Annotated in this window: 25 protein-coding genes and 1 pseudogene; 13 read left to right on the forward strand and 13 right to left on the reverse strand. The window is 45.4% G+C overall.

Annotated features, from left to right (window positions below; translation table 11 throughout):
* Positions 1–319 precede the first annotated feature (319 nt).
* The 4 genes from glp (at position 320) to L5M40_RS19255 (ending at position 3408) form a co-directional block, all read left to right on the forward strand.
* Entirely contained in the window at positions 320–1573 is a 1254-nt protein-coding gene (gene glp, locus L5M40_RS19240; RefSeq protein WP_263175878.1) for a gephyrin-like molybdotransferase Glp, read from the forward strand.
* Between the two features lie 10 nt (positions 1574–1583).
* On the forward strand, positions 1584–2354 hold the full coding sequence (moeB, locus tag L5M40_RS19245; RefSeq protein WP_263257085.1) for a molybdopterin-synthase adenylyltransferase MoeB: 771 nt from the start codon (positions 1584–1586) through the stop codon (positions 2352–2354).
* A gap of 128 nt (positions 2355–2482) precedes the next feature.
* On the forward strand, positions 2483–3145 hold the full coding sequence (locus L5M40_RS19250; RefSeq protein WP_168826929.1) for a Bax inhibitor-1 family protein: 663 nt from the start codon (positions 2483–2485) through the stop codon (positions 3143–3145).
* 17 nt (positions 3146–3162) lie between these two features.
* Positions 3163–3408, forward strand: a complete 246-nt coding sequence (locus L5M40_RS19255; protein ID WP_263175880.1) for a DUF333 domain-containing protein — start codon at positions 3163–3165, stop codon at positions 3406–3408.
* An 87-nt stretch (positions 3409–3495) separates the two neighbouring features.
* On the opposite strand, the gene rlmF is transcribed toward L5M40_RS19255, so the two are convergent.
* Together rlmF and L5M40_RS19265 are read right to left on the reverse strand one after the other, a co-directional pair.
* Positions 3496–4596 (reverse strand): 23S rRNA (adenine(1618)-N(6))-methyltransferase RlmF, encoded by a 1101-nt coding sequence (gene rlmF, locus L5M40_RS19260; RefSeq protein WP_263175881.1) that lies wholly within the window; start codon positions 4594–4596, stop codon positions 3496–3498.
* A gap of 58 nt (positions 4597–4654) precedes the next feature.
* Complete coding sequence (locus L5M40_RS19265) at positions 4655–5083, reverse strand: flagellar basal body-associated protein FliL (RefSeq protein WP_105250969.1); 429 nt, start codon at positions 5081–5083, stop codon at positions 4655–4657.
* A gap of 170 nt (positions 5084–5253) precedes the next feature.
* Between L5M40_RS19265 and L5M40_RS19270 the strand changes: the two genes are divergently transcribed.
* Entirely contained in the window at positions 5254–5817 is a 564-nt protein-coding gene (locus L5M40_RS19270) for a chorismate--pyruvate lyase family protein (protein WP_263257086.1), read from the forward strand.
* 117 nt (positions 5818–5934) lie between these two features.
* Here the strand turns inward: L5M40_RS19270 and L5M40_RS19275 are convergent, their stop codons facing one another.
* Complete coding sequence (locus L5M40_RS19275; protein ID WP_263257087.1) at positions 5935–8526, reverse strand: immune inhibitor A domain-containing protein; 2592 nt, start codon at positions 8524–8526, stop codon at positions 5935–5937.
* Between the two features lie 326 nt (positions 8527–8852).
* The gene (locus L5M40_RS19280) at positions 8853–9446 is read right to left on the reverse strand and encodes a YhgN family NAAT transporter (protein ID WP_011848195.1); all 594 of its coding nucleotides are present in this window, start codon (positions 9444–9446) and stop codon (positions 8853–8855) included.
* Between the two features lie 532 nt (positions 9447–9978).
* Here L5M40_RS19280 and L5M40_RS19285 point away from each other — a divergent pair.
* Both L5M40_RS19285 and L5M40_RS19290 read left to right on the forward strand, forming a co-directional pair.
* Positions 9979–11631, forward strand: a complete 1653-nt coding sequence (locus L5M40_RS19285; RefSeq protein WP_263257106.1) for a metal transporter — start codon at positions 9979–9981, stop codon at positions 11629–11631.
* A 61-nt stretch (positions 11632–11692) separates the two neighbouring features.
* Positions 11693–12496 (forward strand): NRDE family protein, encoded by an 804-nt coding sequence (locus L5M40_RS19290; RefSeq protein ID WP_131525674.1) that lies wholly within the window; start codon positions 11693–11695, stop codon positions 12494–12496.
* 39 nt (positions 12497–12535) lie between these two features.
* On the opposite strand, the gene L5M40_RS19295 is transcribed toward L5M40_RS19290, so the two are convergent.
* Positions 12536–12988 (reverse strand): YybH family protein, encoded by a 453-nt coding sequence (locus tag L5M40_RS19295; RefSeq protein WP_263198303.1) that lies wholly within the window; start codon positions 12986–12988, stop codon positions 12536–12538.
* A 133-nt stretch (positions 12989–13121) separates the two neighbouring features.
* On the opposite strand from L5M40_RS19295, the gene L5M40_RS19300 reads away from it, so the two are divergent.
* Entirely contained in the window at positions 13122–13685 is a 564-nt protein-coding gene (locus tag L5M40_RS19300; RefSeq protein WP_113941259.1) for a lysophospholipid acyltransferase family protein, read from the forward strand.
* Between the two features lie 26 nt (positions 13686–13711).
* Positions 13712–14335 carry a LysE family translocator gene (locus L5M40_RS19305; protein ID WP_263257089.1) on the forward strand — a complete coding sequence of 208 codons (624 nt, stop codon included), beginning with the start codon at positions 13712–13714 and terminating at the stop codon, positions 14333–14335.
* On the opposite strand, the gene L5M40_RS19310 is transcribed toward L5M40_RS19305, so the two are convergent.
* Positions 14332–15600, reverse strand: coding sequence for a mechanosensitive ion channel family protein (locus L5M40_RS19310; protein WP_263175885.1), 1269 nt, complete (start codon positions 15598–15600; stop codon positions 14332–14334). The genes L5M40_RS19305 and L5M40_RS19310 overlap by 4 nt on opposite strands.
* Positions 15601–15809: 209 nt before the next feature.
* Between L5M40_RS19310 and L5M40_RS19315 the strand changes: the two genes are divergently transcribed.
* On the forward strand, positions 15810–16388 hold the full coding sequence (locus tag L5M40_RS19315) for a porin family protein (RefSeq protein WP_219235484.1): 579 nt from the start codon (positions 15810–15812) through the stop codon (positions 16386–16388).
* Between the two features lie 32 nt (positions 16389–16420).
* On the opposite strand, the gene L5M40_RS19320 is transcribed toward L5M40_RS19315, so the two are convergent.
* Complete coding sequence (locus L5M40_RS19320; RefSeq protein WP_212600820.1) at positions 16421–16813, reverse strand: DUF1090 domain-containing protein; 393 nt, start codon at positions 16811–16813, stop codon at positions 16421–16423.
* Positions 16814–17028: 215 nt separating this feature from the next.
* Between L5M40_RS19320 and L5M40_RS19325 the strand changes: the two genes are divergently transcribed.
* Positions 17029–17658: a DUF3157 family protein gene (locus L5M40_RS19325; RefSeq protein WP_263198304.1), complete on the forward strand. Its 630-nt coding sequence runs from the start codon at positions 17029–17031 to the stop codon at positions 17656–17658.
* A gap of 138 nt (positions 17659–17796) precedes the next feature.
* Positions 17797–18792 (forward strand): DUF481 domain-containing protein, encoded by a 996-nt coding sequence (locus L5M40_RS19330; protein WP_105250958.1) that lies wholly within the window; start codon positions 17797–17799, stop codon positions 18790–18792.
* 3 nt (positions 18793–18795) lie between these two features.
* On the opposite strand, the pseudogene L5M40_RS19335 reads toward L5M40_RS19330, so the two are convergent.
* From L5M40_RS19335 to L5M40_RS19350, 4 genes and pseudogenes are all read right to left on the reverse strand, one after another.
* Positions 18796–18996, reverse strand: a pseudogene (locus L5M40_RS19335) (VOC family protein); the annotation flags it as partial.
* A 97-nt stretch (positions 18997–19093) separates the two neighbouring features.
* Positions 19094–20392, reverse strand: coding sequence for a M23 family metallopeptidase (locus L5M40_RS19340; protein ID WP_263175888.1), 1299 nt, complete (start codon positions 20390–20392; stop codon positions 19094–19096).
* 484 nt (positions 20393–20876) lie between these two features.
* On the reverse strand, positions 20877–21299 hold the full coding sequence (locus L5M40_RS19345) for a VOC family protein (RefSeq protein WP_131524609.1): 423 nt from the start codon (positions 21297–21299) through the stop codon (positions 20877–20879).
* Positions 21300–21317: 18 nt separating this feature from the next.
* Positions 21318–21956 carry an MliC family protein gene (locus L5M40_RS19350; protein WP_131524607.1) on the reverse strand — a complete coding sequence of 213 codons (639 nt, stop codon included), beginning with the start codon at positions 21954–21956 and terminating at the stop codon, positions 21318–21320.
* Between the two features lie 452 nt (positions 21957–22408).
* Here L5M40_RS19350 and L5M40_RS19355 point away from each other — a divergent pair, with 452 nt between their 5' ends.
* Positions 22409–23737: a M48 family metallopeptidase gene (locus L5M40_RS19355; protein WP_113941250.1), complete on the forward strand. Its 1329-nt coding sequence runs from the start codon at positions 22409–22411 to the stop codon at positions 23735–23737.
* A gap of 128 nt (positions 23738–23865) precedes the next feature.
* On the opposite strand, the gene yedF is transcribed toward L5M40_RS19355, so the two are convergent.
* Both yedF and yedE read right to left on the reverse strand, forming a co-directional pair.
* Positions 23866–24099 (reverse strand): sulfurtransferase-like selenium metabolism protein YedF, encoded by a 234-nt coding sequence (gene yedF / locus L5M40_RS19360; RefSeq protein ID WP_263257090.1) that lies wholly within the window; start codon positions 24097–24099, stop codon positions 23866–23868.
* Complete coding sequence (gene yedE / locus L5M40_RS19365; protein WP_107946195.1) at positions 24099–25313, reverse strand: selenium metabolism membrane protein YedE/FdhT; 1215 nt, start codon at positions 25311–25313, stop codon at positions 24099–24101. Before yedE ends, yedF begins: the two co-directional genes overlap by 1 nt.
* Between the last annotated feature and the right edge of the window lie 53 nt (positions 25314–25366).

A 25366-nucleotide genomic window follows, 5' to 3' on the forward strand; every position in this document is an offset into this window, starting at 1 on the left:
CATGGGGGACATTGTCATCAAGGGGGTCGACAAAAGCAACAAAATTTACCTTTGGATTTCTTGCTAAGTTAATGATTCATTGATAAAAATGATTTTCATTTGTTCATCGACTCGCGTTCAACCCTCGAATTAGCGCAGTAAATTGTGTGACTTCTAGCGAGGTTATCGCCCAAAGTGGCAGAAAAAACTGACTGGCCTATCACAGAAACTCACATGCAAATCATAGCCATCCCAGATCACCGTGGCATAATAGCCAGTCATAATCAGGTGGAAATTCATTCAGCGTCATTACGACCCATTGCATATAAGGCAGACCCTAATGTCCGTAACAGCCGATCCTTGTTCGCAACCTAGCTTAATGCATCCAGATCAAGCTATTCCCCTTTTGCTCGAGCAAGTTAGCCCAGTGTCAGACACCGAAGTCGTATTGCTTCCCCATGCCCTTGGCCGCGTCCTAGCAGAAGATTTAGCTTCCTGCATAGACCTGCCGCCCTTTAACAACTCCTCTATGGACGGCTACGCCTTCCGTTTTGTCGACTTAAATACGCAAACCAATCAGACCGCATTGCGCCTTATCGGCAATTCCTTCGCTGGCCATGGTTTTAAAGGTGAAGCCAAACCTAATACCTGCGTGCGGATCATGACGGGCGCGCCTGTGCCTACAGGTTATGACACAGTGCAAATGCAGGAAGAAGCCGAGGTTGAAGGTGAGATTATTCATATCCGCCACCCTAGGGCGCAAGGCGCCAATGTGCGTTGCCGCGGTGAAGAACTCACCCAAGGCACTAAAGTGCTCAGTGCTGGCATTCAAATTGGTGCCGCCGAACTCGGGGTGTTAGCCACGATTGGCGTTAGCCAAGTGCGAGTTTATCGTCAGCTTAAAGTGGCCTTTTTCTCCACTGGCGATGAACTGCGTCCCGTTGGCAGCGAATTAGCCCTAGGACAAATTTACGATTCAAACCGTTACTCGATCCAAGGCTTACTCAGCCGCGCTAACGTGGAATGGCTTGATTTAGGCGTAATAGCCGATGATCCTGAAGCCATACGTCAGGCATTTCGCCATGCTGCCAGCCAAGCCGACATGGTATTAACCTCGGGTGGCGTGTCGGTCGGTGAAGCGGATTTCACCAAACAAATTCTTGATGAGGAAGGCAAAATTACCTTCTGGAAACTCGCCATCAAACCAGGCAAGCCCTTTGCCATGGGCCGTATCGGCAAAGCGATATTCTGTGGTTTGCCAGGGAATCCCGTGTCTTCTATGGTAACGTTTTACAAACTCGTTTGGCCAATACTGAACAAGATGCAGGGGTTAACCCCAGTTGCACCTTTGATGTTAGACGCTACGCTCACCAAGCCTGTGCGTAAACAACCGGGCCGCGTCGAATATCAACGGGGCATTTTAAGCCGTAATGCACAAGGTAAACTTGAAGTTGCCATTACTGGTAGCCAAGGTTCTGGCATGTTGACTTCGATGAGCTTAGCAAACTGTTTCGTTTTATTGGAGCAATTCCAAGGTGATACTCCCGCTGGCACCCAAGTGACTGTCGAGCCATTTAACAGCGTGCTTTGCTAGGAAAATCCCAATGAATGTGCCAAAAGATATTCTCAGCGACAGCGAACTCTTAAGATACAGCCGCCAAATATCCATCAAGGCTATGGATATCGACGGTCAAGAACGCTTAAAACAAGCCAAAGTGCTGATGATAGGCGCTGGCGGTTTGGGCTGTGCCGCCAGCCAGTACCTTACGGTTGCGGGTATTGGTGAGCTGACACTGGTCGATTTTGATACAGTTGAATTATCCAACTTGCAGCGCCAAGTGCTGCATCAAGATGCCAATGTCGGCCAGCCTAAAGTCGAATCGGCTAAACAGAGCCTCATGCAGCTCAATTCCTTTATTAAGATCAACATTATCAATGCAGTATTAGATGATCATGAGATTGACGCCCTAGTCGCCGATCACGGCCTAGTGCTCGACTGTACCGATAATGTCAGTGTGCGCGAGCAACTTAATCTCAGCTGTTTTAAGCATAAAGTGCCCTTAGTGTCTGCCGCGGCAATTCGGATGGAAGGCATGGTCACTCTGTTCGATTATCACAGCGAAACGCCTTGTTATCATTGCTTTAGCGCCCTATTTGGCGAGCAACAACTGAGCTGCGTTGAATCGGGTATCCTAGCCCCTGTAGTCGGTATGATAGGTTGTTTGCAGGCGGTTGAAGCTATCAAAGTGATTACTGGCATGGGTAAAACCTTAGCGGGACGCATTTTGATGATCGATGCGATGACGATGGAGTTTCGCGAGATGAAGTTACCGAAACAAGCCCGCTGCAATGTTTGTGGCACTGAAGAGGCTTAGGTTGTTCTCGCTTGAAAAACATCTTTATTTACAATAACTTAATTGCCACCGCTTAATTTGCCGTCATATAGCTCAACACTGATGACGCTTAATGGCCCGTTAAAATAAGGAAATCATAAGGAAAACATATGGATTCGGAAAACAGTGTATTTGACCGCATGACCACAGACGACCCCATAGTTGGCGCAGGTATTTATAACCTCGTTATCGGCCTCACGCTGATTTGGGGTTTTGCCGTTAACTATTGGATGGTCACCAATATCGACCCAGAGGCGATTGCCAGTGTTAATCCTTGGATTTTCTTTATCGGCTATTTCGCCTCCTGTTTCTTTGGGATTTATCTATTCCAAAAATCGACTAATCCCGTTGTCAGTTTTATTGGCTACAACTTTGTGGTCGTGCCCTTCGGCTTAATAATCAATATGGTGGTCAGTCAATACGATCCCGAATTGGTGACTGAGGCCATTCGTATCACAGGGCTAGTGACCATAGCTATGATGTGTTTAGGCACACTCTTCCCCGCCTTTTTCCAAAAAATTTCCGGTGCACTCACGATTGCTTTATTGCTCGTTATCGTCGTCGAACTGATTGAAGTGTTTATCTTTAATACTCACCACGGCATTTTAGATTGGATCGTCGTGCTGATTTTCTGCGGTTATATTGGTTATGACTGGGGACGGGCGAATCAAATTCCTAAAACCATAGATAATGCCATCGATAGCGCCGCCGCTTTGTATATGGATATCATCAACTTGTTCCTACGGATCCTGCGGATTTTAGGGCGAAAATAACTCACCAAGGAGTGTCTATGAAAATCAAATTCCTACTTGTTACTGCTCCACTTCTGGCGAGTGTGGTATTAGTCGGATGCAGTGATACTGAACAAGCAAAAATAGCCAATCCCGCCTCTGAGTATTGTGTCTCCATTGGTGGCAAATTAACAATTGAGAAAACAGCCGAAGGTGAACATGGGATCTGCACCTTACCCAGCGGTGAAGCCATTGAAGAGTGGGCGTTATTCCGTCGCGATCATAAGGAAGAAAAGCCGCAGTAACAGTGGCTATTTTTACCTTTAATAAAAACAGGCGCCATTAGCGCCTGTTTTGTTAATAGTACTTAATTGGGTCATACCCAAAAAGCCTTAACGGGCTAAGTGTTCACCGCGCCAGATTTTGCGCTTAGCTGCTGACTGGAAGCTCCACGCTAAAACCCGCGTAATTTTATTACCCTGCTGCATCTCAATCGTTTTCACAGTATCGACTTTCAACTGCGCTAAGGCTTGATAACAAGGTTTCAGGTTTTCCTTCTTCGACACTAGACTGGTAAACCATAAGCATTGATCTGCAAACATTTGGCTCTCACGGATCATAGTCGCTAAAAACTGTCGTTCACCGCCTTGGCACCAAAGCTCAGCCGCTTGACCGCCGAAATTCAGCTTAGGGGAAGACTTGACCAAGCCACCTCGATTGAGCTGCAGATTATTCACCTTACGCTTTGTACCTTCGCTCGCCTCAGCCATAGAGGCATGAAATGGCGGATTGCACAGGGTTAACGCAAAACGTTCTCCGGCTTGAATGATTCCCTTGAAGACCGCCTTATCATTTGGCTGGAATCGTAAACTTATCTGCCCTTGCAGCACTGGGTTTTGCTCAATAATACTCTGCACATTACTGAGTGAACCGGCATTAATATCCGAGGCGACAAATTGCCAACCGTATACTTGGCAACCCAATATGGGATAAATACCGTTCGCGCCAGTACCGATATCTAATATCCTAGCCTTATCCAAGGCAAATACATCATCGCCTTCGGCTAGAAGGTCTGCTAAATAATGCAAATAATCGACTCGACCGGGAATAGGAGGACATAACGCTCCATCAGGAATATTCCAAGATTCAATCCCATAATGGTGTTTCAGTAGCGCCGCATTAAGGATTTTAACTGCTAACGGATCGGCAAAATCGACCGATAAAGCCCCATAAGGCGTGGGTCGAACAAAGGCTTTTAGCTTAGGGAATGAACTCATCAGCGCCGGAAAATCATAGCCGTTCAAGTGTACATTTCGAGGATGCAAAGCTTTTTTAATCTCAGCACTGGGCCTGTTTTTGACCGACTTCACTTTGCCTTTCACCTCAGTTCTAGCCTGCTTTGGTGCTTTAGTTTTTGCATGACCAATGCTGGCTGTACTCGTTAGGCGTTTCGCAGTCACTAATTGGACGGGTTTCACGGCAGGTTTTGACATAATAGCTCTTGTAACGCAGTGGGCCGACCTAAGTCAGCCCATAGAGTGAGGCAGTAAATTAATCGTACAGATAAGAGGTAAACAATAAGTTTACGATCAAGGGTTTACCAGCTTCTTTGGTGATCAAATTGTTAACCATTTCAAAGCACTCACGACGAATCTCTTCACGACCCGTGAGTGACTTAATCTTCTCTTCCGATTGATTGCCTAACACTTCAACAATTGCGGCTCGTAATAATGGATTATGGAGCTCAATTGTCACTAGATCATCTGGACTCTTTACCATTAACTCAACGCTAATCTTCACAAAACCCAATTTCTTGCGATTAGAAATGTAGTTAGTGACAATTTCGGGTTCGAAACCATAGTAGGCATACTCACCCGTAGGTGGGGTTGCTGCTGCAGGTGCAGCTTCTTTTTCATCGGCCGCATAAACACTGAAAACACTTGTAAACAGGATAAGACAGACTGAGAGTAATTTTTTCATAGCGACTTACGGCTCCCTAAAACAATAATGGTAATGGAAGAAACTTCCCAATCTATATAGCCAAACAACCTGAAGATGCAGTATCCGTATCTGGAAGTAGCTTGGGTATATATGCTCGCGTCGCGACATGCTAGACTGCCGACGTTTGTTTATATTGTAACGAGTATTTAATGAATGTGACTAGCTTAAGCTTTCCCTATGGTGAATCTATTCAGTGGTTTTCAGCCGATCTAGCCGACAAACTCCCCAAATCGCCCTTGAAAGAATGGTTGCTTGCCACTGGCAGCCTAACGCAAAAACTCAAAACTTGCTGCGCTCAATTTGAAGTAAAGATACTAGGCGAAGGACTGCATGATCCCTTAGAGGGCGAATATCCCCAGCAAGGTGCTGTATGGATCCGTGAAGTCTTGCTTTGCCTCGACTCGATACCTTGGGTATTTGCCAGAACCTTGATCCCTGAAAAATTAATGGCCGAGCGCAAAATGGATTTCCTTAGTTTGGGTACTCGCCCCTTAGGTGAATTGCTGTTTAGCCAAGATAACTTCATCCCCGGTAGAATCGAAGTGGCCAGCTTCGAAACCTGTAGTCGCCTTGCCCACTTAGCTGAAAGTTTAGATCAAAGTGTCGAACATGCACTCTGGGGACGCCGCCGCTATTTCCATCACGGTGAGCATGAAATGATCGTCAGCGAAATCTTTCTTCCAGCGGCCGAGCAAGCTATCCGTCAGTTGTAAACTTTAGACTTCATCCAAAGCTTAGTCAGAATTTAGCCTCAAGACAGATAAAAAATGCCTCTAGATCAGAGGCATTTTTGTTCGGGTTTCAAACAATCAACTTAGTGGACATTTAACTTAGTGCACATTTAACTGGCGGCGCCAAGTCAATAAGCTAAGGAAGGCAAGGCTTAACCAACCTAAGCTGCCGCCACCTGAACTCTCACTGGCCGGCGGAGTTACTGGAGGCGTAACAGGTGCAACAACCGTTACCGTCGAACTGCTAATCGCCTTAGTATTTTGCGCATCTGTCACTGTAAGCTTCACAGTATAAGTGCCCGCCTTCGCATAGGTATGGGTTGGCGCCGTGACAGTGCTTGTCGTGCCATCACCAAAATCCCAAGCGTAGGTTAATACTCCCATACCGCCATCAATATTACTGGTGAAGCTTACTGCTAATTGGTTGACAGTATTAGTAAAACTGACAGTTAACGGCGCTATAGCATCAGAGTTCGCATTCGCAAGACGAATAACCGCAGTACCATTATTGCTGGCTTGAGATAGTACCTGCATTGTCAACCCTAGCTGCTGCAACACCATACCTGACTGTGGCTGTAGTGGCGCGCTGTAATCTAAGCTGTCATCGAACAGGCTGACAGCATCGCGATGATTGTCCTCCAAATAGAAGGTTTGATTTACTGTACTAAAGGCCGCATCACGAATTTGTACGTCGGTAGAGCGAGTGCCAATCATATTCTGGTCAGCATCAATCACGCCAATCAAGCCATGGCCAGCGTGGTCTGAAACGTTATTGTCACTGTAGTTAAAATTTTCTAACCAGAGTAAAACTCCGGGATCAAAGCTTTTTGCTTTCAAACCCGCATCGACACCATTATGGCTACGTAGCTGGATAATATAACGAGACAGAGATTTGGGATCCGGACGAGAATCCTTAATCCGGCTATAGCCGTAAAACGTCATTTTATCCGCGACTTCAGCGTTATCACTATATAACTCAGTGGTATTTTGTTTAACGCTGATGTTATCAATAGCGATCCCTGACTCAGAGGTATAATCATCGGTGACATAGTTGATTTCGACAGCAACAGATTTTCCAGAATATGCTGATAAATCATACTCTAATGTTACCCAAGCATCGCGACCTTCCGCCTGAGCAAGCGCAGACGATTCACCAGTGATGATATGACGAGCACTATTCATTGCATTGTTCGACTTAGTGTAATTACCCGCAATGGCCACACCATCCACTTTCACCTGCATGTAGTCATAGTTAGGCTCAATACTCCAACTAGCCTTCATACTCAGAATCAGTTTATCTGTGGTTACGGCAGGTAAATTAACATTAAAATTCATGCTGTTATTCAGCATATTTCCTTGGCCAGAATAGTACTGATAACTGCCCTGATAAGGTGTTTTAAAAGGAATTAACACAAGAGGGAGCGGAATAGAGATCTGATTAACCGCCTGATGATTAACCGCCTCATTCAACGTCACTTCCATGCCTGATTTGGGAATGCTATCTAAGGAAATTTCACGTTCATTTAACCACTTACCTTTGTATCTTTTCTGTAGATAAGATCGAGCATAAGGACTAAAACCACTCGGCTGAGCGCCAGGAATAGCACCAGCCCAACTACCACCAGACATCAAAGACCATAGCCCCACAGGTGAGCCGTCTTTCTTATCATTTTCAGAGGTATCGTACTCATCAGGCAGACCTAAATCATGGCCAAACTCGTGGGTACACACGCCCGTTGCCGCATCGATAGGCTGGATTGTATAACCGAATACTTTTTTGTTCGTACCAGGAAGCGCATAACCATTGGTTGCTTGGTCGACATAATATCGATGCGACCATATCGCACTCGATCCTAGTTTTCCGCCGCCGACCTCTTCGCCTACGCTAGAGTGGAAAATCATCACATGGTCGATAATGCCATCGGGCTCATCGTAATTACCGTTATTGTTCAAATCATTTTGGTCTTCAACATCATAACTCGCCAACTCAGCTGCAGACATATTTGCAACAGCTTGAGATACGGCTTCTTTTACCAATTGTTCGACCTGTGAATCACTACGGGTATCTGGATCATTAACACCATAGTATTCGGCATTTTGCGAGGCGGTATACCAGCCCTTCACATCCCCAGTAAAGGAGAAGGTTTGCCCAGAAACCGCTTGATAATATTGATACCCCGAATCTAACGTCTGCCCCTGTGGACCTTTGAAGCCCGTAGGCGAAAAGAGTAATTCCTTGTAGTGGGACGCAGGATAACTCGGGTAATACATGTCTGTATCCCCCGCTTTTAAGCCATTGTTATCATGTTTTAGATCAGCAAAATCCACTAATACCGTGAGCACTTTTACGGTTTTCTTTACATCCGCATCGGCCTGTAAACGCTGTGCGGATGAGCGCATCATTTGCGATGATTTAGCTCTTTGTAGACGCGCATGTTCAGCTTCAACTTCGATGCGCGGCGCTTTGGGTTGTGCCAAAGTGGCGCGATGAATATAAGCTTCTATCGCCTCCTGCTTTACGCTATCACTGGCATCGGCGGCCACTTCGCCACGCTTAATCAACCAATATAAAATTCGATCTTTATTAATCACACCCGCATCTGCAGGCGTATGATTCGGAGCGGCAATACTCGCGCCGCTAATCAATGCCAACATCAGTCCAAACGCTGTTACGCCTTTTGTACTTCGCATTTTTAACATCCTTCTGTAACAGCTAACGCCGTTTACGCCATTCTATTTATTAAGACTAGTGTCTCTTTGTATTAAGACAAATTGCCTTTAATTAGTAACCTACTCAGGGTTTATCCGTCTTCAAGTGATAGAGACAGAGTTTTCGACATTAGCAGCACTGCACCTCAGTAACAACTTGATACACCTGTTCGCAGGTAAGATTTGCACTTTTGTCAGCAAATATTCAGCAAACCTCTGTGCTGACTCAATTCCAAGCCAAATCTCAGCCATAAAAAAACCGCATTAACAACGTTAATACGGTTTCGTTTTGATCAAACTAGATAAAGTTAGCCAGCGGTTTTCAGATAGTTTGAAATACCGTCGAGGAACATTTGCACTGAGATCATGACCAGCACCATACCCATCAAACGCTCGACTGCTGTGAGCCCCTTTTCCCCCAGCACACGGGTGAAAAGTTTATAAAACATTAAGATCACCGCACTCGCCCCCCAAGCTGACACTAACGCTATGGTCCAATCGCCCATACGTGAGCTATCGGTATGCGCCAGTAAAATCAAGGCTGCAAGAATCGATGGGCCCGCCATCAAGGGAATAGCCATAGGCACGATAAAAGGCTCTTCTCCCGCGGCTAATCCAACGACACCACCGGGTTGGGGGAAAATCATCTTAATCGCGATCAAAAACAGAATAATACCGCCTGCAATACTCACAGATTCGGAACGAAGATTTAAGAAACTTAAAATTGCTTCACCCGCATAAAGGAAAGACAGCATGATCACTAAGGCGAAAAGTAACTCGCGGATCAGTACCTTACGACGTTTCTTGGGATCGATATGTCGCAGAATCGATGCGAAAATCGGCAAATTCCCCAAAGGGTCCATGATCAGAAACAACATTACCGCAGCAGAAAATATATCCATTTAACGTATCAACACCCAAGCCAACATAAGCCGATATTATATACCCAAACAACCTGAAGATGCAGGATTCAGCGGGAATGTAACGCACTTTAGGCAAGGCCCTTTATTGCTCCTGCATAAATGGCATTCACGCCATCCATGGCGATTGCGGTTATTTGCGGACCTAGTGGGCTAAGTTAAAAATAACCAACACGGCATAAAGTACGTTACAACCCGCCGGAACGGAGCGCCTAGGGAGCTCCACTTCCGTGTTGCAACAATTCAAAAGGTGGCCGACATTCTGTCATTGATGCGCCTTGAATTGAAGCACCCTAGGCGCTCTGAAACTCGTATCTTCAGGTAGCTTGGGTATAGTACCTTTTCTCGAGTTAGATCTGAAAATTTCTCCGCAGAATGGCCAAAGTGAATAAAATTCTCCCCTTCAAAACACAGTATAAAATGTCAGTTGAGTAAATTGCCTGCAAGTCACTGCTCACTTTGCTTTACAGCTGGTATACTATGGCGTTTTTTCAGCAAATTTTCCGTGGAATCCATGCTCTATCTTCTTGCTAGCTGTATCGCACTCTTAATTGGCCCTCTGTTTTATCGCTACTTCTCATCGAGTAGTGGCTTACAAAAGGGTCTCGATGGTTTTATATTCGTCTCATTAGGCGGATTAGTGCTGATCCACATCTTGCCAGAATTACTCGAGCATGGTGGCATGCTTGCGATCATCTTTGTACTCCTCGGCATCTGGGGGCCTACCGCCAGCGAACGCCTATTTCACCGTTATTCAGAAGTCACCCATAATTTTACGCTTTTCTTGGGTATTGGTGGCTTATTACTGCATACCATCACCGATGGCACCGCTATGGTTTTGGCGCAGCAAGACGATAACTCCATTCTGCTAGCTCTTGGTGTCATACTCCACCAATTACCCGTCGGTTTTGCAGTATGGTGGATACTTAAACCCCATCTCGGAACACGTTGGACACTCATGATCTTTGCAGCCCAGATGCTATTTACAGGCATAGGCTATTTCGCCGGTGAGCAACTACTTCCTTATTTAAATATCGATGACACTGTCTACTTACAAGCCTTTATTACTGGCACAATTCTGCATGTGGTACTACATCAACCCCATGGTCAGCATGAAAGTGATACGCAAGGCAAATATGAATACCAAGCTGGCATAGGTAGTTTGCTCGGCATCGGTTTACTCGTGATATTGCTATTAATGGATTCAGGCGGCCACGAACATGCCCACCATGATCACAGCACAGAGCAATTAATGACTTGGCTATTAAAGCTCGCACCCGTGTTGCTGCTAAGCTATGGTGCGGCTGCGCTGCGCTTTAAATTAGGTTTGACGCCGCAGGATAGCAGTTTAGCCCGTCGCTGGTTCCAACGCTTAGCTGGGCCTGAAGCCTTAGTGATCACAGCTCTACTTCTCGGTCCTTGGTTAGCGTTATTCCAATTGCTTGTAGTGTTTATTCTGAGTGCATATTTAAGCCATGCTAACGTCACCATTACCGATCCACACACTAAATTACCCAGCAGTTCACTGCGTTTCGGCTTTGCTCATTTAGTCGATCGCAGCGCACCTTGGATTTTACTCAGCCTAGTATTAGTGAATTTAATTGGCCACCCTTCAATGCCCTTAAGCAATCCATTGCTACAGGTTGTTGTGCTATTGCTTGTATTTTTACCTATGCGTTTCTGCAACTTAGGCGCCGCCGTACTCGCTCTTGCACTGGCTTATAGTGGCTGGAATCCTATCGCGATTATGATGCCGCTGATTGCTGCACCTGTGCTCAACATAGCTCAGCTTAAGTTAATGACATGGACGCAAAGGGCGATATTACTGAGTATTATTGCGCTGAGCTTAGCCGCAGCATTACGCTTGCCACTATGGTTCTCCTTATTTACCTTGCCTGAAGTCGTGAACTTAATTGCTCTACTGATCCTCTCAGGGTTGTTTGCCGCCAGCTTACTGCGCTTAGGTCCACGTAAATTTTTACGCCGCTTAATGCTCAGCAAACCGGTAGTTCATGCGCATAGTCACGCCCATAGCCATTCCCACGAGAATACACATACTCACGAATCTAGCGCTTCGCACACAGACGAGCAGAAACCTGTTGTGACACCTAGTGCCGATAAACATGCACATGAACACGCAAAAACAGATAAGCACTCGCACCACTAACGCTGTTCATTTGTGAGCAGACAGGCTAAGTTAATCTACCTTTGGATTAATTTAGCCTGCTATGTGCATACTCTTTGTCGCCATTAATGCCCATCCTAAGTATCCCTTAATCATCTGTGCCAACCGCGATGAGTTTCATCATAGACCAACTGCGCCAGCGCATTTTTGGCCGCCGGAAGAAAACATACTCGCGGGTAAAGATCTGCAGGCCGGTGGCACTTGGTTTGGCATCAATAAACAAGGACAAATCGCTGGCGTAACCAATCTGCGCGTTCCGCAAAAGAACCCTGAAGCCATGCGTAGTCGTGGCGAGCTAATTACTATGACGCTCAACTCAGGGTCGCTCGTGTGCCCTAATTGGCTTGTTGAACATAGCGACAATTATCAGCCGTTCAATCTCATCTTCGGCCAAGGTACTGACTTATATTGTTTTAACAGTATCAATAAAGACACAGTAAAACTTGCCGATGGATTTCATGCCATTAGCAATGGTGCACTCGATGATATTTGGCCGAAAATGGCGAAGGGACAGCAGGCGTTAGAAGCGGCAATCAGCCAGTCCAGCAGTATAGAAGTGCAAGTACTGTTACAACTAATGAAAGACGATTCCCAGCCGCAAGATAATGAGCTGCCTAATACGGGAGTAGGGATCGAGTGGGAACGGCGTTTAGCTGCGATTTATATTCGTCACCCCGACTATGGCACCCGCTCCACCAGCATTCTGCTTGAAGATGCTGAGGGCGGTATGCATTTCACCGAAGTGAGATACGATGGCAAAGGTAGACAGCTTGGACAGCAGGATTTCCATTTAACTCTGCCTGCCGAGCCGCCCACCAAACCAGACTGTTTATTATCGCAAATCTAATTTGAACTGCAGTGCAACACTGAGTGCAAAGGACACGGTTTAATCTGAACTGTGGTCCATGGTGATCACCCAACGATCGTCGATTTTTTCAATCAACAGAGTAAACACACCCGTTGGGGCATCTTTTATCCGCCGTAAATCCCAGCGCCCAACAACCATAGCGGCGTAATTACTGAGCATTTTGATTTCTTTGATAGTGAACTTCAGTTCACCAAGCGCTTCTTTATTTGGATAATTTTTCTTATAGGCAGCGAGAGTTTCTTCCCAGCCAAAACGAAACTTACCATTAGAGACAAAACGCAGTTGATCACTCTTCCAATAGCCTTGCATATAAGCATCGAGATCGCCGCGATTCCAAGCGTCTTCTTGGCCTTTAAGCATCTGCGTAATTTCATCCGTCGGCACAGCATTAACATGACAAGTCAGCAGGAGTAACAGTGCCGCAAAAACACGCTGCCAGATAACCTTGTTTAATCGTCCATTTTTCAACATAGTATCGTTCCCCCACAATCAATCAGGTTAAACTGTACTATAACGAATTAAGTACAGACTATCTTGTTTAAGCCAGTTTAAAATCTAAAAAAGCTGATGATATTATTAATTTTTCGACTCTGGGCACCGAACTATGTTTACACCACTTTGCCGTTGGCTACTTAAAACTTCAGGCTGGCAGATAGAAGGCCAACTGCCCGACTGTGCTAAATACATCATCATAGTTGCACCGCACACTAGTAACTGGGACTTCATTGTCGGCATTTTAGCCCGTGGCGCCCTAGGTATCCGCATTCACTTTCTCGGCAAACACCAACTCTTTATCCCGCCTTGGGGCTGGTTTTTCCGCGCCATTGGCGGCAGTCCGGTGGATCGGCGCAAGAATAACAACTTAGTCGATGCCGCCGTGCAGCTGTTTGAGTCAAAATCCGATTACAAGTTAGCGCTAGCGCCAGAAGGCACCCGCGGCCCAGTGACGCGCTGGAAGTGCGGCTTTTATCATATCGCCAGCAAGGCCCAAGTACCCATTACACCCGTTGGCTTAGATTTTAGCCGCCGCACTGTCGTTATCCGTACACCACTGCAACCCAGTGACGATATCGTGACCGACATGCAAGAGATTTTGAGCTTCTATCGCACCATTAAAGGCCGTCATCCCAAGGTGATCCCTGATTTTATAGCGAGTGCTAAACATTAACATTTATTCCATTTAGAGCAGCAAATATGCAACCCGAAACTTGGTTACTCTATTTATTTGCCATTGTATTGATTGGGATTTCACCCGGCCCTATCGCTATGTTATCTATGTCCCATGGGATCCACTTCGGCAAGATGCGTAGCATAGCTACAGGCCTTGGCAGTGTTAGCGCCGCTTTAATCTTAATGATGGCGTCAGCGGCAGGACTGGGGGCGATTATTAGCGCCTCAGAATACGGTTTTACTCTGCTCAAATGGTGCGGCGCGGCCTATTTAGTATTTTTAGGTATTAAGCTGTTATTGACGAAAAACCAGGGTCAAGCCCTTGAAGTTAGCCCGTCAGAGGGCAAAGGTACGCCTGCGCAGCTTTATAAGCAGGCGTTTCTAGTGGGGATCAGTAATCCGAAGGATTTACTGTTTTTTGCCGCCTTGTTTCCGCAATTTATCAATCTTGCCGCGCCGCAATTACCGCAACTGACCATTCTTGCAGTCACTTGGGCCGTGGTGGATTTTAGCTTTGTGATGATTTACGCCAGCATGGCCAATGTGCTTGCGCTCGGCATAAAGGCGAGCAACAAGCTGCATTGGTTTGACAGAACCAGCGGCGGTGTTTTTCTTACCTTAGCCGCGATTCTGATCAGTCGAGACTAACCCTCGACCTTCACCGATTTTAAACTGCGAATATCATTGCCGGTGGGCGCTTGGAACGCCTGCAGACCAAACTCAGGCAATATTGCAAAAACATGGTCGAAGATATCCGCTTGTATCGCCTCATAAAATGCCCAGCGAGTGTCATTGGTGAAGATATAAATCTCAATCGGTAACCCTTCAGTGGTCGGCGCTAATTGGCGTACCATTAAGGTCATTTCCTTGTGGACTTTATCGTGACGCTGTAAATATTCCTGCAGATAAGCGCGGAAAGTGCCGACGTTAGTCAAATGGCGGCCGTTCACTTTCATATCGAGATCCGACACTCTGGCATTCGACTCACGAATTTCGTTTATTTTTGCGGGGAAATATTCTTTTAAGCAATTGATCTTACTAAGACGTTCGCGCTCTTCCTCGGTCAAAAACTTTATGCTGTTGATATCGATATTGATCGCGCGTTTGATCCTGCGACCACCCGACTCAGACATACCCCGCCAGTTGCGAAACGCATCCGACACTAAGGCATAAGCAGGGATCATAGTGATGGTTTTGTCCCAGTTACGCACTTTCACTGTGGTCAGCGAGACTTCTTCTACCGCACCGTCGGCGCCGTATTTGTCCATCTGGATCCAGTCGCCTTTACTCACCATACGGTTAGCCGCTAACTGAATGCCCGCCACAAAACCTAAGATAGTGTCGCGGAACACTAACATCACAAAACCCGTTGCCACACCTAAGCCGCTGAGGAAGTACACAGGTGATTGATCGGCCAAGATTGAGATAGAAACGATAATCCCAACAAAGAATAAAAATAGCTTAGTTAACTGTACGAAACTCTTAACAGGCAAGCGCCGACTCACCAGATTCACATCTGAAATTTCATCAACCGCATCCATACCTGCATACATAGCGCGGATAATCAGCACCACTAACCAAATACTCAGTAATCGGTCGACTAGCCCGCTTAGCAGTGGATGCTCAGTCAGCGCGATTGGCACTAATAGATTAAGTACGATAGCGGGCACAAGCATGGCCAGCTTTTCAAGTACCTTATAACGCATGAATACATCGTCCCACGTCGCCTTAGAGCGCAGGATCACCATATTCACCGCACGAATCACCACGCGTCGGACAATAAAATAAGCGATGCTCGCTAACAGTAAGCAAGCAATGACCATAACTGTGGTCGATATTCCATCAGAGGGTTGGCTATCAATCCCAAAGCCCGCTAACCATGCCGAAATTTCGAGCCTTATTTCCTGATCCACAATTTCACTCCAACGTAGGCGCTAGCGCAACAAACCCATACAAAGGTAACTGCCGAGTTGACCTCGGTTAAATATCACCCTAGAAAACACTCAAATCAAAACACAAAATATTTACAAATACTTATTTTAAAAGAGATTTTAGCATTTTGAATTGACCCCGCACACAGGAAAATGAACAATATTTCCCCTATCCCTAAGGAAACCATCCCATGTGTCGTCATTCATATACGCTAGCCTGTCTTAGCATTGGACTCCTGAGCCTATGCCAACCGCTTCAAGCGGCCGAATATAGCACTTCTAAGCAATTAGTTAGGCCAGATAAATCAGACGAAACTGCCAATGCACCTTATATCGCTCTCATGCTCGATTATATTCCCGCCACAGATAATCTCTATGGCATTACAATCGCCCCCTATCATTTCGATAATAATTACCAACAATGGGGTTATTACCTAGGCTATGCCCGCAGTCGTGAAACCGATATTATCGTGCCAGAACCCGCGCAGTCCTATCGCCAAGAAAGCCTCTTCCGCTTAGGCTTAAGCTACAGCTTAACGGCAGATTTAAGCTTTTATGCCGGAGGCAGCGGCTATATCAGCACTGTGTCTTACACGAATAACATTTCACCCAAAATTGTCGATGGCAAACCCACATGGGAAGAAGATAAAACGACCCGTTGGGGCGCAGAAGCTGGGCTAAGATATCGAATCACTGAGCACTTCATACTGAGTGCCGGTTATAACTCCAGCACAGAATCCACTATTTTAAGCATAGGTTACGCGGGCTAAGCTCCTAGCGATTGGGCTTGAGCTTGAACTATTTATTGCGTTAGCTCGGCTCGCGCCTTAGCAAGATCAGCCTCGACTTCGGCGACTTTATTGCGTTTCTTGTTGATTTTATCCATAGAACGACCTTCTTCTATGGCTTTGGCCAATTCGTTTTGGCGCTCAATGAGTTTTTCCTCTAAGGCCTCAACTTTAGCGACTCGCTCGGCGTATAAGCTATCATCGTCGCAATGGGTTGAAACTTCGTCATAGGCCTTTTCAAGTCCCGCGACTTTATGCTTATTACCTGCCGCTTTTGCTTGGGCAAGTTCGGCACTAATAGCATCTAATTTCGCCGCGCAGCCCACTTTCGGTGCTTCAGCAGCCAAAGTGACAGTGCTAAATGCCAATCCAATCACTAAGCCATAAATTCCATGTTTCATCTGCATCTTAATCTCCTGTTACTTTATTCATTGAGCATACCGCTCATGTACACCTATCTAATAGTGCCACAGTCAGCTAGCTCAATCTGTACTAGCGTTAAAATCTCGCCATTAATCCACTTTATTCATCAAAACACGACTTAGACAGTGACTAACATGCGGCAAATTGTTTATGTTAGGGCAGAATATTGACTCAGACGGATATCGGAGCCAGAAAATTAATGCACACTTCATTACGCCTTAGCGCACTTAGCTCATTTTTATTGCTAACATCATCGGTTATGGCGGCCGACGTAGCCAATATCACCCTAGAAAATGGCGCCCAAGTCAGACTCAAAGACGACTTTACTTGGGAATACGTGATCACTGAAACCAAAGCCGCGCCCAATGCCTTAGCCGCTGCAGCCGTAGCAAGTGCATCGAGCAATGTTGCCAGTGTCCCAAGTGCCGCAGTTACCACTCAAACTGTTGCTGCGCCAGTCACCACATTGACCGCCACTGCGATTACCCAACCTGAGCTATTAGGCTCAACGGCAAAAGATGGGATCAAAGTCAGCTTTGCTGAAGGTCAATGGAAAGGCGACAAACTCGGACTCAGCTTCGATCTCGCCAGCACCAGCAATGAACACGTTACCTTAGTTGAAGTTGAAGCTAGCTTCTTCGCCGATAATGGTACTTTGCTCAAAACCGAAAAACTCGAAGTGTGGGAAGCCATTTTCCGCATGCCTGAGACCTATCTACGCAAAGGCGAACAGCGTAAAAGCAGCGTCATTTGGGTCGAAGGCATAGATAAATCCCAATGGCAGAAGCAGCTCATTAACCTCAAAATAACCGAAATTAACTCACGCTAACAGGCAAAGAAGTAAGGGATTGCGAACCCGTTTTCAATCCCTTATCAACACTTTTATCAAATGTTATTGCTTTGTAGAGCCTGTGTTCGAGTAGAATGACAACACTTACTCTCCCTTTATTTTGAGCCCACGAGCAAGATGCATAATCTGATATCCAATCCAGCATTGTACCTTGTTGCTACGCTCTGTAGTGTCAGCCCCTTGTGTTATGCCGACACAGTTTTTTTGCTCAATGGCGATAAAATTAGCGGTGAAATTAAAGAGTTTAACGATCAAAATCTCATCATCAACACCAGTTATACCCCTAAAATTACCATTCAACGCAGTGCCATTCTCAGCCTCGAAGTCACAGATACTAGACCTTGGAGTGTCAGTCGTTCCATACAGGACATAAGTATTCAAGCCTCTAATGAACATGGCATGGTATTAATTAATAACCAGCACACTCCCGTGAGTGAGTTGAGATTCTCGCAGCACTATGCAAACTCAGATTGGAATTTTAACGGTAGTGTAGAAACCACACTTGATGTCACCAAAAACAAGAAAAATAGTCAGAAGCTACATATCAAAGGCGATATCACAGCGGAAACCTTGCAATGGCGACATAATATCAAGACCGAAGTACGCTACGAAACCGAAGATGACGTGACTAAGCGCAACACCCTCGAAGGACATTATTCATTAGACTATCTGCTCAATGAGCATTGGCTGTTACGTCAGGAAGATTTTTATGAAGAAGATAAACTCGGCATCGATAGCCATAGTTATTATGCGGGACTCGGTCCTGGTTATCGCTTTTGGGGTGCTGGGCGCGATAAATTAGACTTCGTCGTAACCTACAACCATTTTTGGCTTGAACAACAGTCCTTTAAACTAGAACTAAATGCTTGGGCGGCCTCACTTAACTATAAACAATATTGGTTTGGTGGCATTTTAGAGTCCTATGCCGATCTGCAAATTGCCTTCCCAGATATGCCTTCGATTGATTACATCTCAAACTCGACAGTAGGACTTAAATATCTGCTAACTCAGCGGATTTATTTGTCATTTAAATATGACTTCAATGACACTAAAACAGTGATAGGCAATACGAGAGATACCAGCTACACCTTAGGATTAGGGGTTAACTTCTAATCCTCACTCCCGATACGCTAACCTGTGTGCCATAGGATGCTCATCATTCAATTGCAGTAAATCCCATAAGTTACCGTAGAGATCTTTAAACACAGCGACTGTGCCATAGTCTTGTTCTTGCGGCTTGCGCGCAAACTCCACGCCATCGGCGACCATACGTTGACAATCCCGCCAAAAACCACTGGTATTCAAGAATTTAAACAGGGGGATATTCAAATAATTTGAGGGTCTAGCTAGCTTATCGATCAACGGTTTCCTCGCATTATATCAGCCCCTCGATTGAGGGGCTTTCTATCATGGATTAGAGACTTCCAGCATTATACAGCGGCGCCCAAGCGCACATTGTACGATTGTTACTTACATCAAACAGATTGAAACGACTACAGTTATTGTCATAGTTGTAACTACCAATGTTGATTCTATATTGCCCCAAATGTACATCTTGCAACGACACATGGCGGCCATCCTTTAATAAAGAAAAATGCAAATGGGGCCCAGTTGAACTCCCACCTTCACACAAGGCTGCATTTTTATTATTTGCATAAATGCCCATCACAGTATTTTGGTTTACATATTGACCATTACGCACTGTAATTTGATCCATATGATAATAGTTAGTCGCCCAACCGTTAGCATTTGTCACCCGTACTTGGCAGCGAGACAACACATTGACAGTCCCATCATGTGCGGAAGCAACCGAATAAGTCGGACTTCCCCATTGTGGCCAATCGTAGGATACATCGATTGATGATAGCGGATAGCCAGACCCAGTATGCGAATGAGCACCATTGGATTGCCATGAATATCCCTGTCGCCAAGGCATTTGCAGCATGTTACTGGGTGGCAGACTACTCGCGGTAATATTCGCCAATGGGACGACTTGTTGCATCGACTGAGTTGAATCAGCTACAAGCGGATTTTTAGCAACTGAACTCATTAACAACTCACGGTCAGTATTGCCAAATAATAATCTAAACTGCTCAATGAATAGGTCCAATCCCAAAGCGTGCTCACCCGTCATAACGGCATGTTGCTGTTGCTCTATCCTACGACCGTTTAACAAAGCCAATAATGCAAAACTCGATGCATTAACTGCGTCGGTACTTGGCGGGTATAGGCCTTTTAATTGAGACTCTTCATAGGCATAAAAACGTTGTGATAGCTGAGCCAATACATCTTGGAGTTGTTCCTCAAAACCCTGTTTATCCGATAATGTTCCCAAAGGTCGGTTAAGCGCTTCAGCTGTCGGAGACGAAATTAACTGAGATTGCATTTCCATCAAAGTCAGTATGACTTTGGGGTTAATACTATAATATCCAGCCCAATGCGTAATCGCCTCTTCTTTATCGATTAAATCAGGAACATTGACGTAAATAAAGTCAGCTAAATCAAACTGCGATGCATCTACGCCATATAAAAACATCAGATTATTAAATGGCAGTAACACACTAGGCATATCTACCATTTTCATTTCTTCTGCATCAATATGATACTGACTGGTTGGCATATCAGATGCGAACGATGGTAACGCTATTATCGCGGAGACACTTAACGCGCGGCCTATCCATAATGCCGTGCAACGTATTTTAAAAAAATTCATACTTATCAGATTCCTTTAGTAAGTCACTCAGATTAAATATTATTTTCAAATGCCAGCTTGCTTTAGACGTAATGATATTCACGACTAAATTTTTATAGCTAGAGAACATTAAAGAAGCTAAGTGACAATAATCGCCTATGCAAATAAGTGACGTATAAAACTGTCAACAAAAACTGACGCTCATTAATTTAAATGTGAGTTAAATACTAAAGTACGGAAAAAGTGAATAGGTAATTATAAAAACAAAAGAGTAATTTATTCGATAGACATTGAATTTTGAATAAAAACATAATGGTATTGGCCGATCCATTATAAAATCTATCGGTTCCACAAGAATAAATTGAAATTTACAGTGAATCCCTAATAAAAATGATCAATAACTGAGAATTTTCGACGAACTTAACAGAGGTCAAACACAAAGAATATTCCCAGTGTTTGACTCCATTAAATAGCTTGCGCGGTAATTCATACTAAATACTGAATCTTAACTCATTCGCTTAGCCATGACATGATTCGAATTCAATTGCAGTAAATCCCATAAGTTACCGTAGAGATCTTTAAACACAGCGACTGTGCCATAGTCTTGTTCTTGCGGCTCGCGCGCAAACTCCACGCCATCGGCGACCATACGGCGATAATCACGCCAAAAGTCATCGGTATTTAAAAATAAAAACACCCGACCACCCGCCTGATTACCGATAAAATCGAACTGCTCAGGTTTAGACGCCCGCGCTAACAAGATAGAAGCGCCCTTAGAACCCGGTGGGGCAACAACGACCCAGCGCTTATCTTGCTCAGCTTGATAAGTGTCTTCGACTAATTCGAATTTTAATTTATTCACATAAAAATCAATCGCCTCGTCGTAATCTCTTACGACTAAGGCGATATGCACGAGAGCTTGTTTCATGGCGACCTTAAATCAATCCTATTTAGTCACCAGTTTACAGGTCATTTCTGGTGCTTCGTAGCCCCAAACTACTTTAGCTTCGCCTTGATGTTCCCATAGGCTTTCATTGCGGCCTTGATACTTAGCGCCGCTGCCGCTGGGTTGCACAAACATTAATGAAGTACTATCACCATGTTCAGCAATCAGGGTGGCAGGTTCGGTTTTAAAATAAGTCACCACTACTTCGTTAGCTGGATTGCCGTCACAGGCATAAAACACTGGGCCGGTCATGTCGACTAAACGATATTGTGCCTGCAGTTCGGCAATGCGGGTTTGATAGCTAGATTCAATACACGCGTGCTTATCGTCGCTCTTCCAGCATTCATTACGGCCTTTCACCCAACCACGTTGCATCGCCTTTAAAGTAGGAGGTTGTTCATTCTTCGCTTTTTCAAGCGCTTGGCTATAAACCTTAGCTAACTGATTATCAAGTTGGTTCAGCCCCGCATCCTTACAGACCATGTCTTCAATACTGCCAGCATTCACTTTCGTGCAGTCAAAAGAAGGTGCGTTAGCCGCCATTACTCCCGCACTTAACGCGCTAACCATCACGCCTGCGGCACAATACCATTTGAAACCCAATCGATTACTTATCATCTTATTTGTTAACTTAGCCATCTCAATTCCTTTGTATTTCTGTGGTTTGTTTCAACGCTTGCCATAGCTAACCCTATATAGGCTTAACCGAGCCTGACTCAAAGCACTATGCCTTGAAGAACCATGCCTTAAAGTGCACTCATAGTGATGTGATTTACTTTTATCTCGGTTCTAACTTAAGACTTAACCCTCAGCCGATATGCTGCGAAAACACCTAATTCTAGTGCGCTGCGAGGAAAATGCCCAGAGACTAAGAGCCACTTACCAATCTGTGTCCGCCTGCATAATCGGACTCTCTAGCGCCAAAAAACCACAAAATCCTGATGAAATCGACCTACTCCAATTTGCGCATAGCTGATTAAACTGAATGTCAAAACGGTTAATTTTTTGCTTTGCACACGATAGTGGTTGAATTTTCGAGTAAAATTGACTATTTTCACGCCGTTTGTCTCTTCACAAGGAAAAGGATCAACATGGAACAAGTTATTACCGCAGGGAACGAGAATCCCATTCAAATGACAGATATTGTCTATTCGAAGGAAAAATCGCTGTTCACTCTGTTAGCTATTATTTCTGGGATCGTCTGGGCGGCATTGATCATAGGCACTTTTGGCATGGCGCTGCTCTATGTGTTGATGTTTTTTATTATTTATCTCTTTAGCCACTCCGCCTTTATCAGCTACTTAAAAGGCACGGCTGTCGAAATCAATGCAGAGCAATTTCCTGAATTACATAAACAATATTTAGCGTGTTGCGAACGTTTAGAAATGCGCGAGCCACCACGCGCTTACTTATTGGCCGCTGATGGCATGTTAAACGCACTGGCGACACGCTTCCTCGGTCGCAACTATATAGTGCTATTTTCATCGATTGTGGATGCGCTTGAGTCAGATAAAGATGCGCTCAACTTCTATATCGGCCACGAGTTAGGCCATATTCGCCGCAATCATATAGGTAAAGCGCCCTTCTTAGTCTTCGCCACTTGGTTACCTTTAGTCGGTGCGGCTTATTCTCGCGCCTGTGAATATACCTGCGATCTCCACGGATTACGTTGCTGCAACAGCTTACGTTCAGCCACAAATGCCGTTGCTGTGTTAGCCGCTGGTGTCGAGCAATGGAAACGTATGAATGTGGATCAATATATCCGCCAAGCCAGTGAGTCGAGTGGTTTTTGGATGTCGCTGCACGAGCTTAATGGCAGCTATCCTTGGTTGACCAAGCGCATGGCGAGAGTCCAAGCCAAAGCACAAGGAGTGGAATATGCACCGCCATCACGCAGTGCATGGGCCTATGTACTCAGCTTCTTTATGCCACGTTTAGGCACAGCAGGCGGTGGATTGATAATCTTCGCTGCGATTATTGGTATTGCTGCAGCAGTCGCGTTGCCAGCGTATAAGGACTATCAAGAGAAGATGGGTGCCGCCACGAGTTATGAGGCGCCAACCACGACCGAAGCCACACCAGCAGCATTGAATGTACCCGATGCGGCACTGGCCATTGCCAGTATCGACCAGCAACATCAAGCACTGGCACCGATCACTGACATCTTAGTCGGCTACTATCAAACCAACAAAGCTTGGCCAACCGAATTGGATGTGCTTGGACTCACGGACGAGCAGATTGCGACATTTAATCTGTACACAGATGGCATAGTCGGTTTTATAGGAAGCGAAGCGCTCGGGGATTATCAAGGCTATGAAGTCTATCTATCGCCTCAAGTTGATGAGCAAAATAATATCACTTGGGTTTGCAGCAGCAACGGTATTCCGGATGAATATCTGCCAGTAGATTGCCAAGGCTAATCCTGAATTTGCCTAATTAGCTGAAAGAAACTTTTACTGAGGAAGCTAATTGTATTTCCTGATGAAATAGTAAAAAGCACAAACATAAGTTTGTGCTTTTTTGTTTTCATAATCGCGAAAGTCAGTGATTAACGCTGGATCAGATAACGAATAGTCGGACCATTCTGCTCAATTTCCAGCACTTTATAACCATGATTTTTAGCATCGAGGGGAATGTTGTTAATAGACTGCGGGCAGTCACTAATCACCTCGAGAATTTCACCGGGCTTTAACTTTGGCATAGCCTCAAGAGTAACCACTGCGGGATAAGGGCAAGGTTCACCCACCATATCGAGTTGATAATCTGGAATATATTGAGCCATTACGCCGCCTCCGCTAGCAATTGTTCATCCCGCTTCGCCTTACGAGCAAAGAAACGTTTTTCCCACAGCAACATAGCGCCAAAGGAGAGCCCCAGCAGCACATAGGTCAGCAATAATCCGCCTTTATCGCCAAAGCTGGTCAGTAAATTAACTTTGTCCCAGTTCGTTGCTAATGGCTGAGCGATATCATCCCAGTAATACGCCAGTAAGGTTGAACCCAACACGTTACCTAAGCCCACCCACCAGAAATGCACTTGGCCTTCGACTGCACGATACATCCAACCCGTTTCACAACCACCAGCCAGTACAATACCAAAACCAAACAGTAAGCCGCCGATCACCGCATTAGGGCCAGCCCACATAATCTTAGGTGGCACACCCAGTTGCACATAGCTGTAAATACCTATCGCACTGACCGCCATACCTAAGATAATCGCCTTCGCCATGTGAGTACGACCAGTGATCCACATATCGCGGAACGCTGAGGTAAAGCAGATTTGCGCCCGTTCGATTAATAAACCAAAACCAACACCACAGAGCATAGCAATGCCGAGTTTTGGCGCATTGAACATAGTCAATAACCCCCAACCGACGATGCCTACAAACACCAACATACCGATACGGAAACGACGTCTAGCTTGGTTTTCGTCCTGCTTGATTGAAGTCGCTTTATTTACCTTTTTCAGTTTTATCGGAATACGGAACATAGGTAGTAAGGTAAATCTTGCACCAAAGTAAGAGCCTGCCGCAGTCGCCAAAGCAAAGAACCAAGCATGTAAAGAGAACTGCGGAATACCCGTGAAGAAGGCGGCAAGGTTACAACCCATAGCTAAACGGGCACCAAAGCCAGCAATAATGCCGCCGATCAGTGCCTGAGCAATACGGATACGGCTCTGTGGCATACGCAGTTTGACGTTATTGGCCCAAAGCGCAGCGGCAATACAACCACCAAACATACCGATAATCATCATGCCGTCGATACGATCTAGAGGAGAGCCCTGCAGACCTATCACTTTGAAATAACCCCAAGTTTCTGGTTCTGCACCTAAAAACTGCAGTAAATGACCACCCCAACGAGTGAATTCCCCAGTAACAGCCCAGAAGGTTCCGGTCAAACCAAAATAGTAAGTAGAAAGGATACCCGCAGCGATAACCGCTGGCATTGGCGCCCAAAAACGGACTAAATATTCTTGTTTAAATTGTTGCCATGTCATGTCATTACCCTAATGAACGAGACTATAAAAAATAAGCGCAATGCGCTTATAAC

This window comes from Shewanella sp. SM68, assembly GCF_025653925.1.
Lineage (GTDB): Bacteria > Pseudomonadota > Gammaproteobacteria > Enterobacterales > Shewanellaceae > Shewanella > Shewanella oncorhynchi.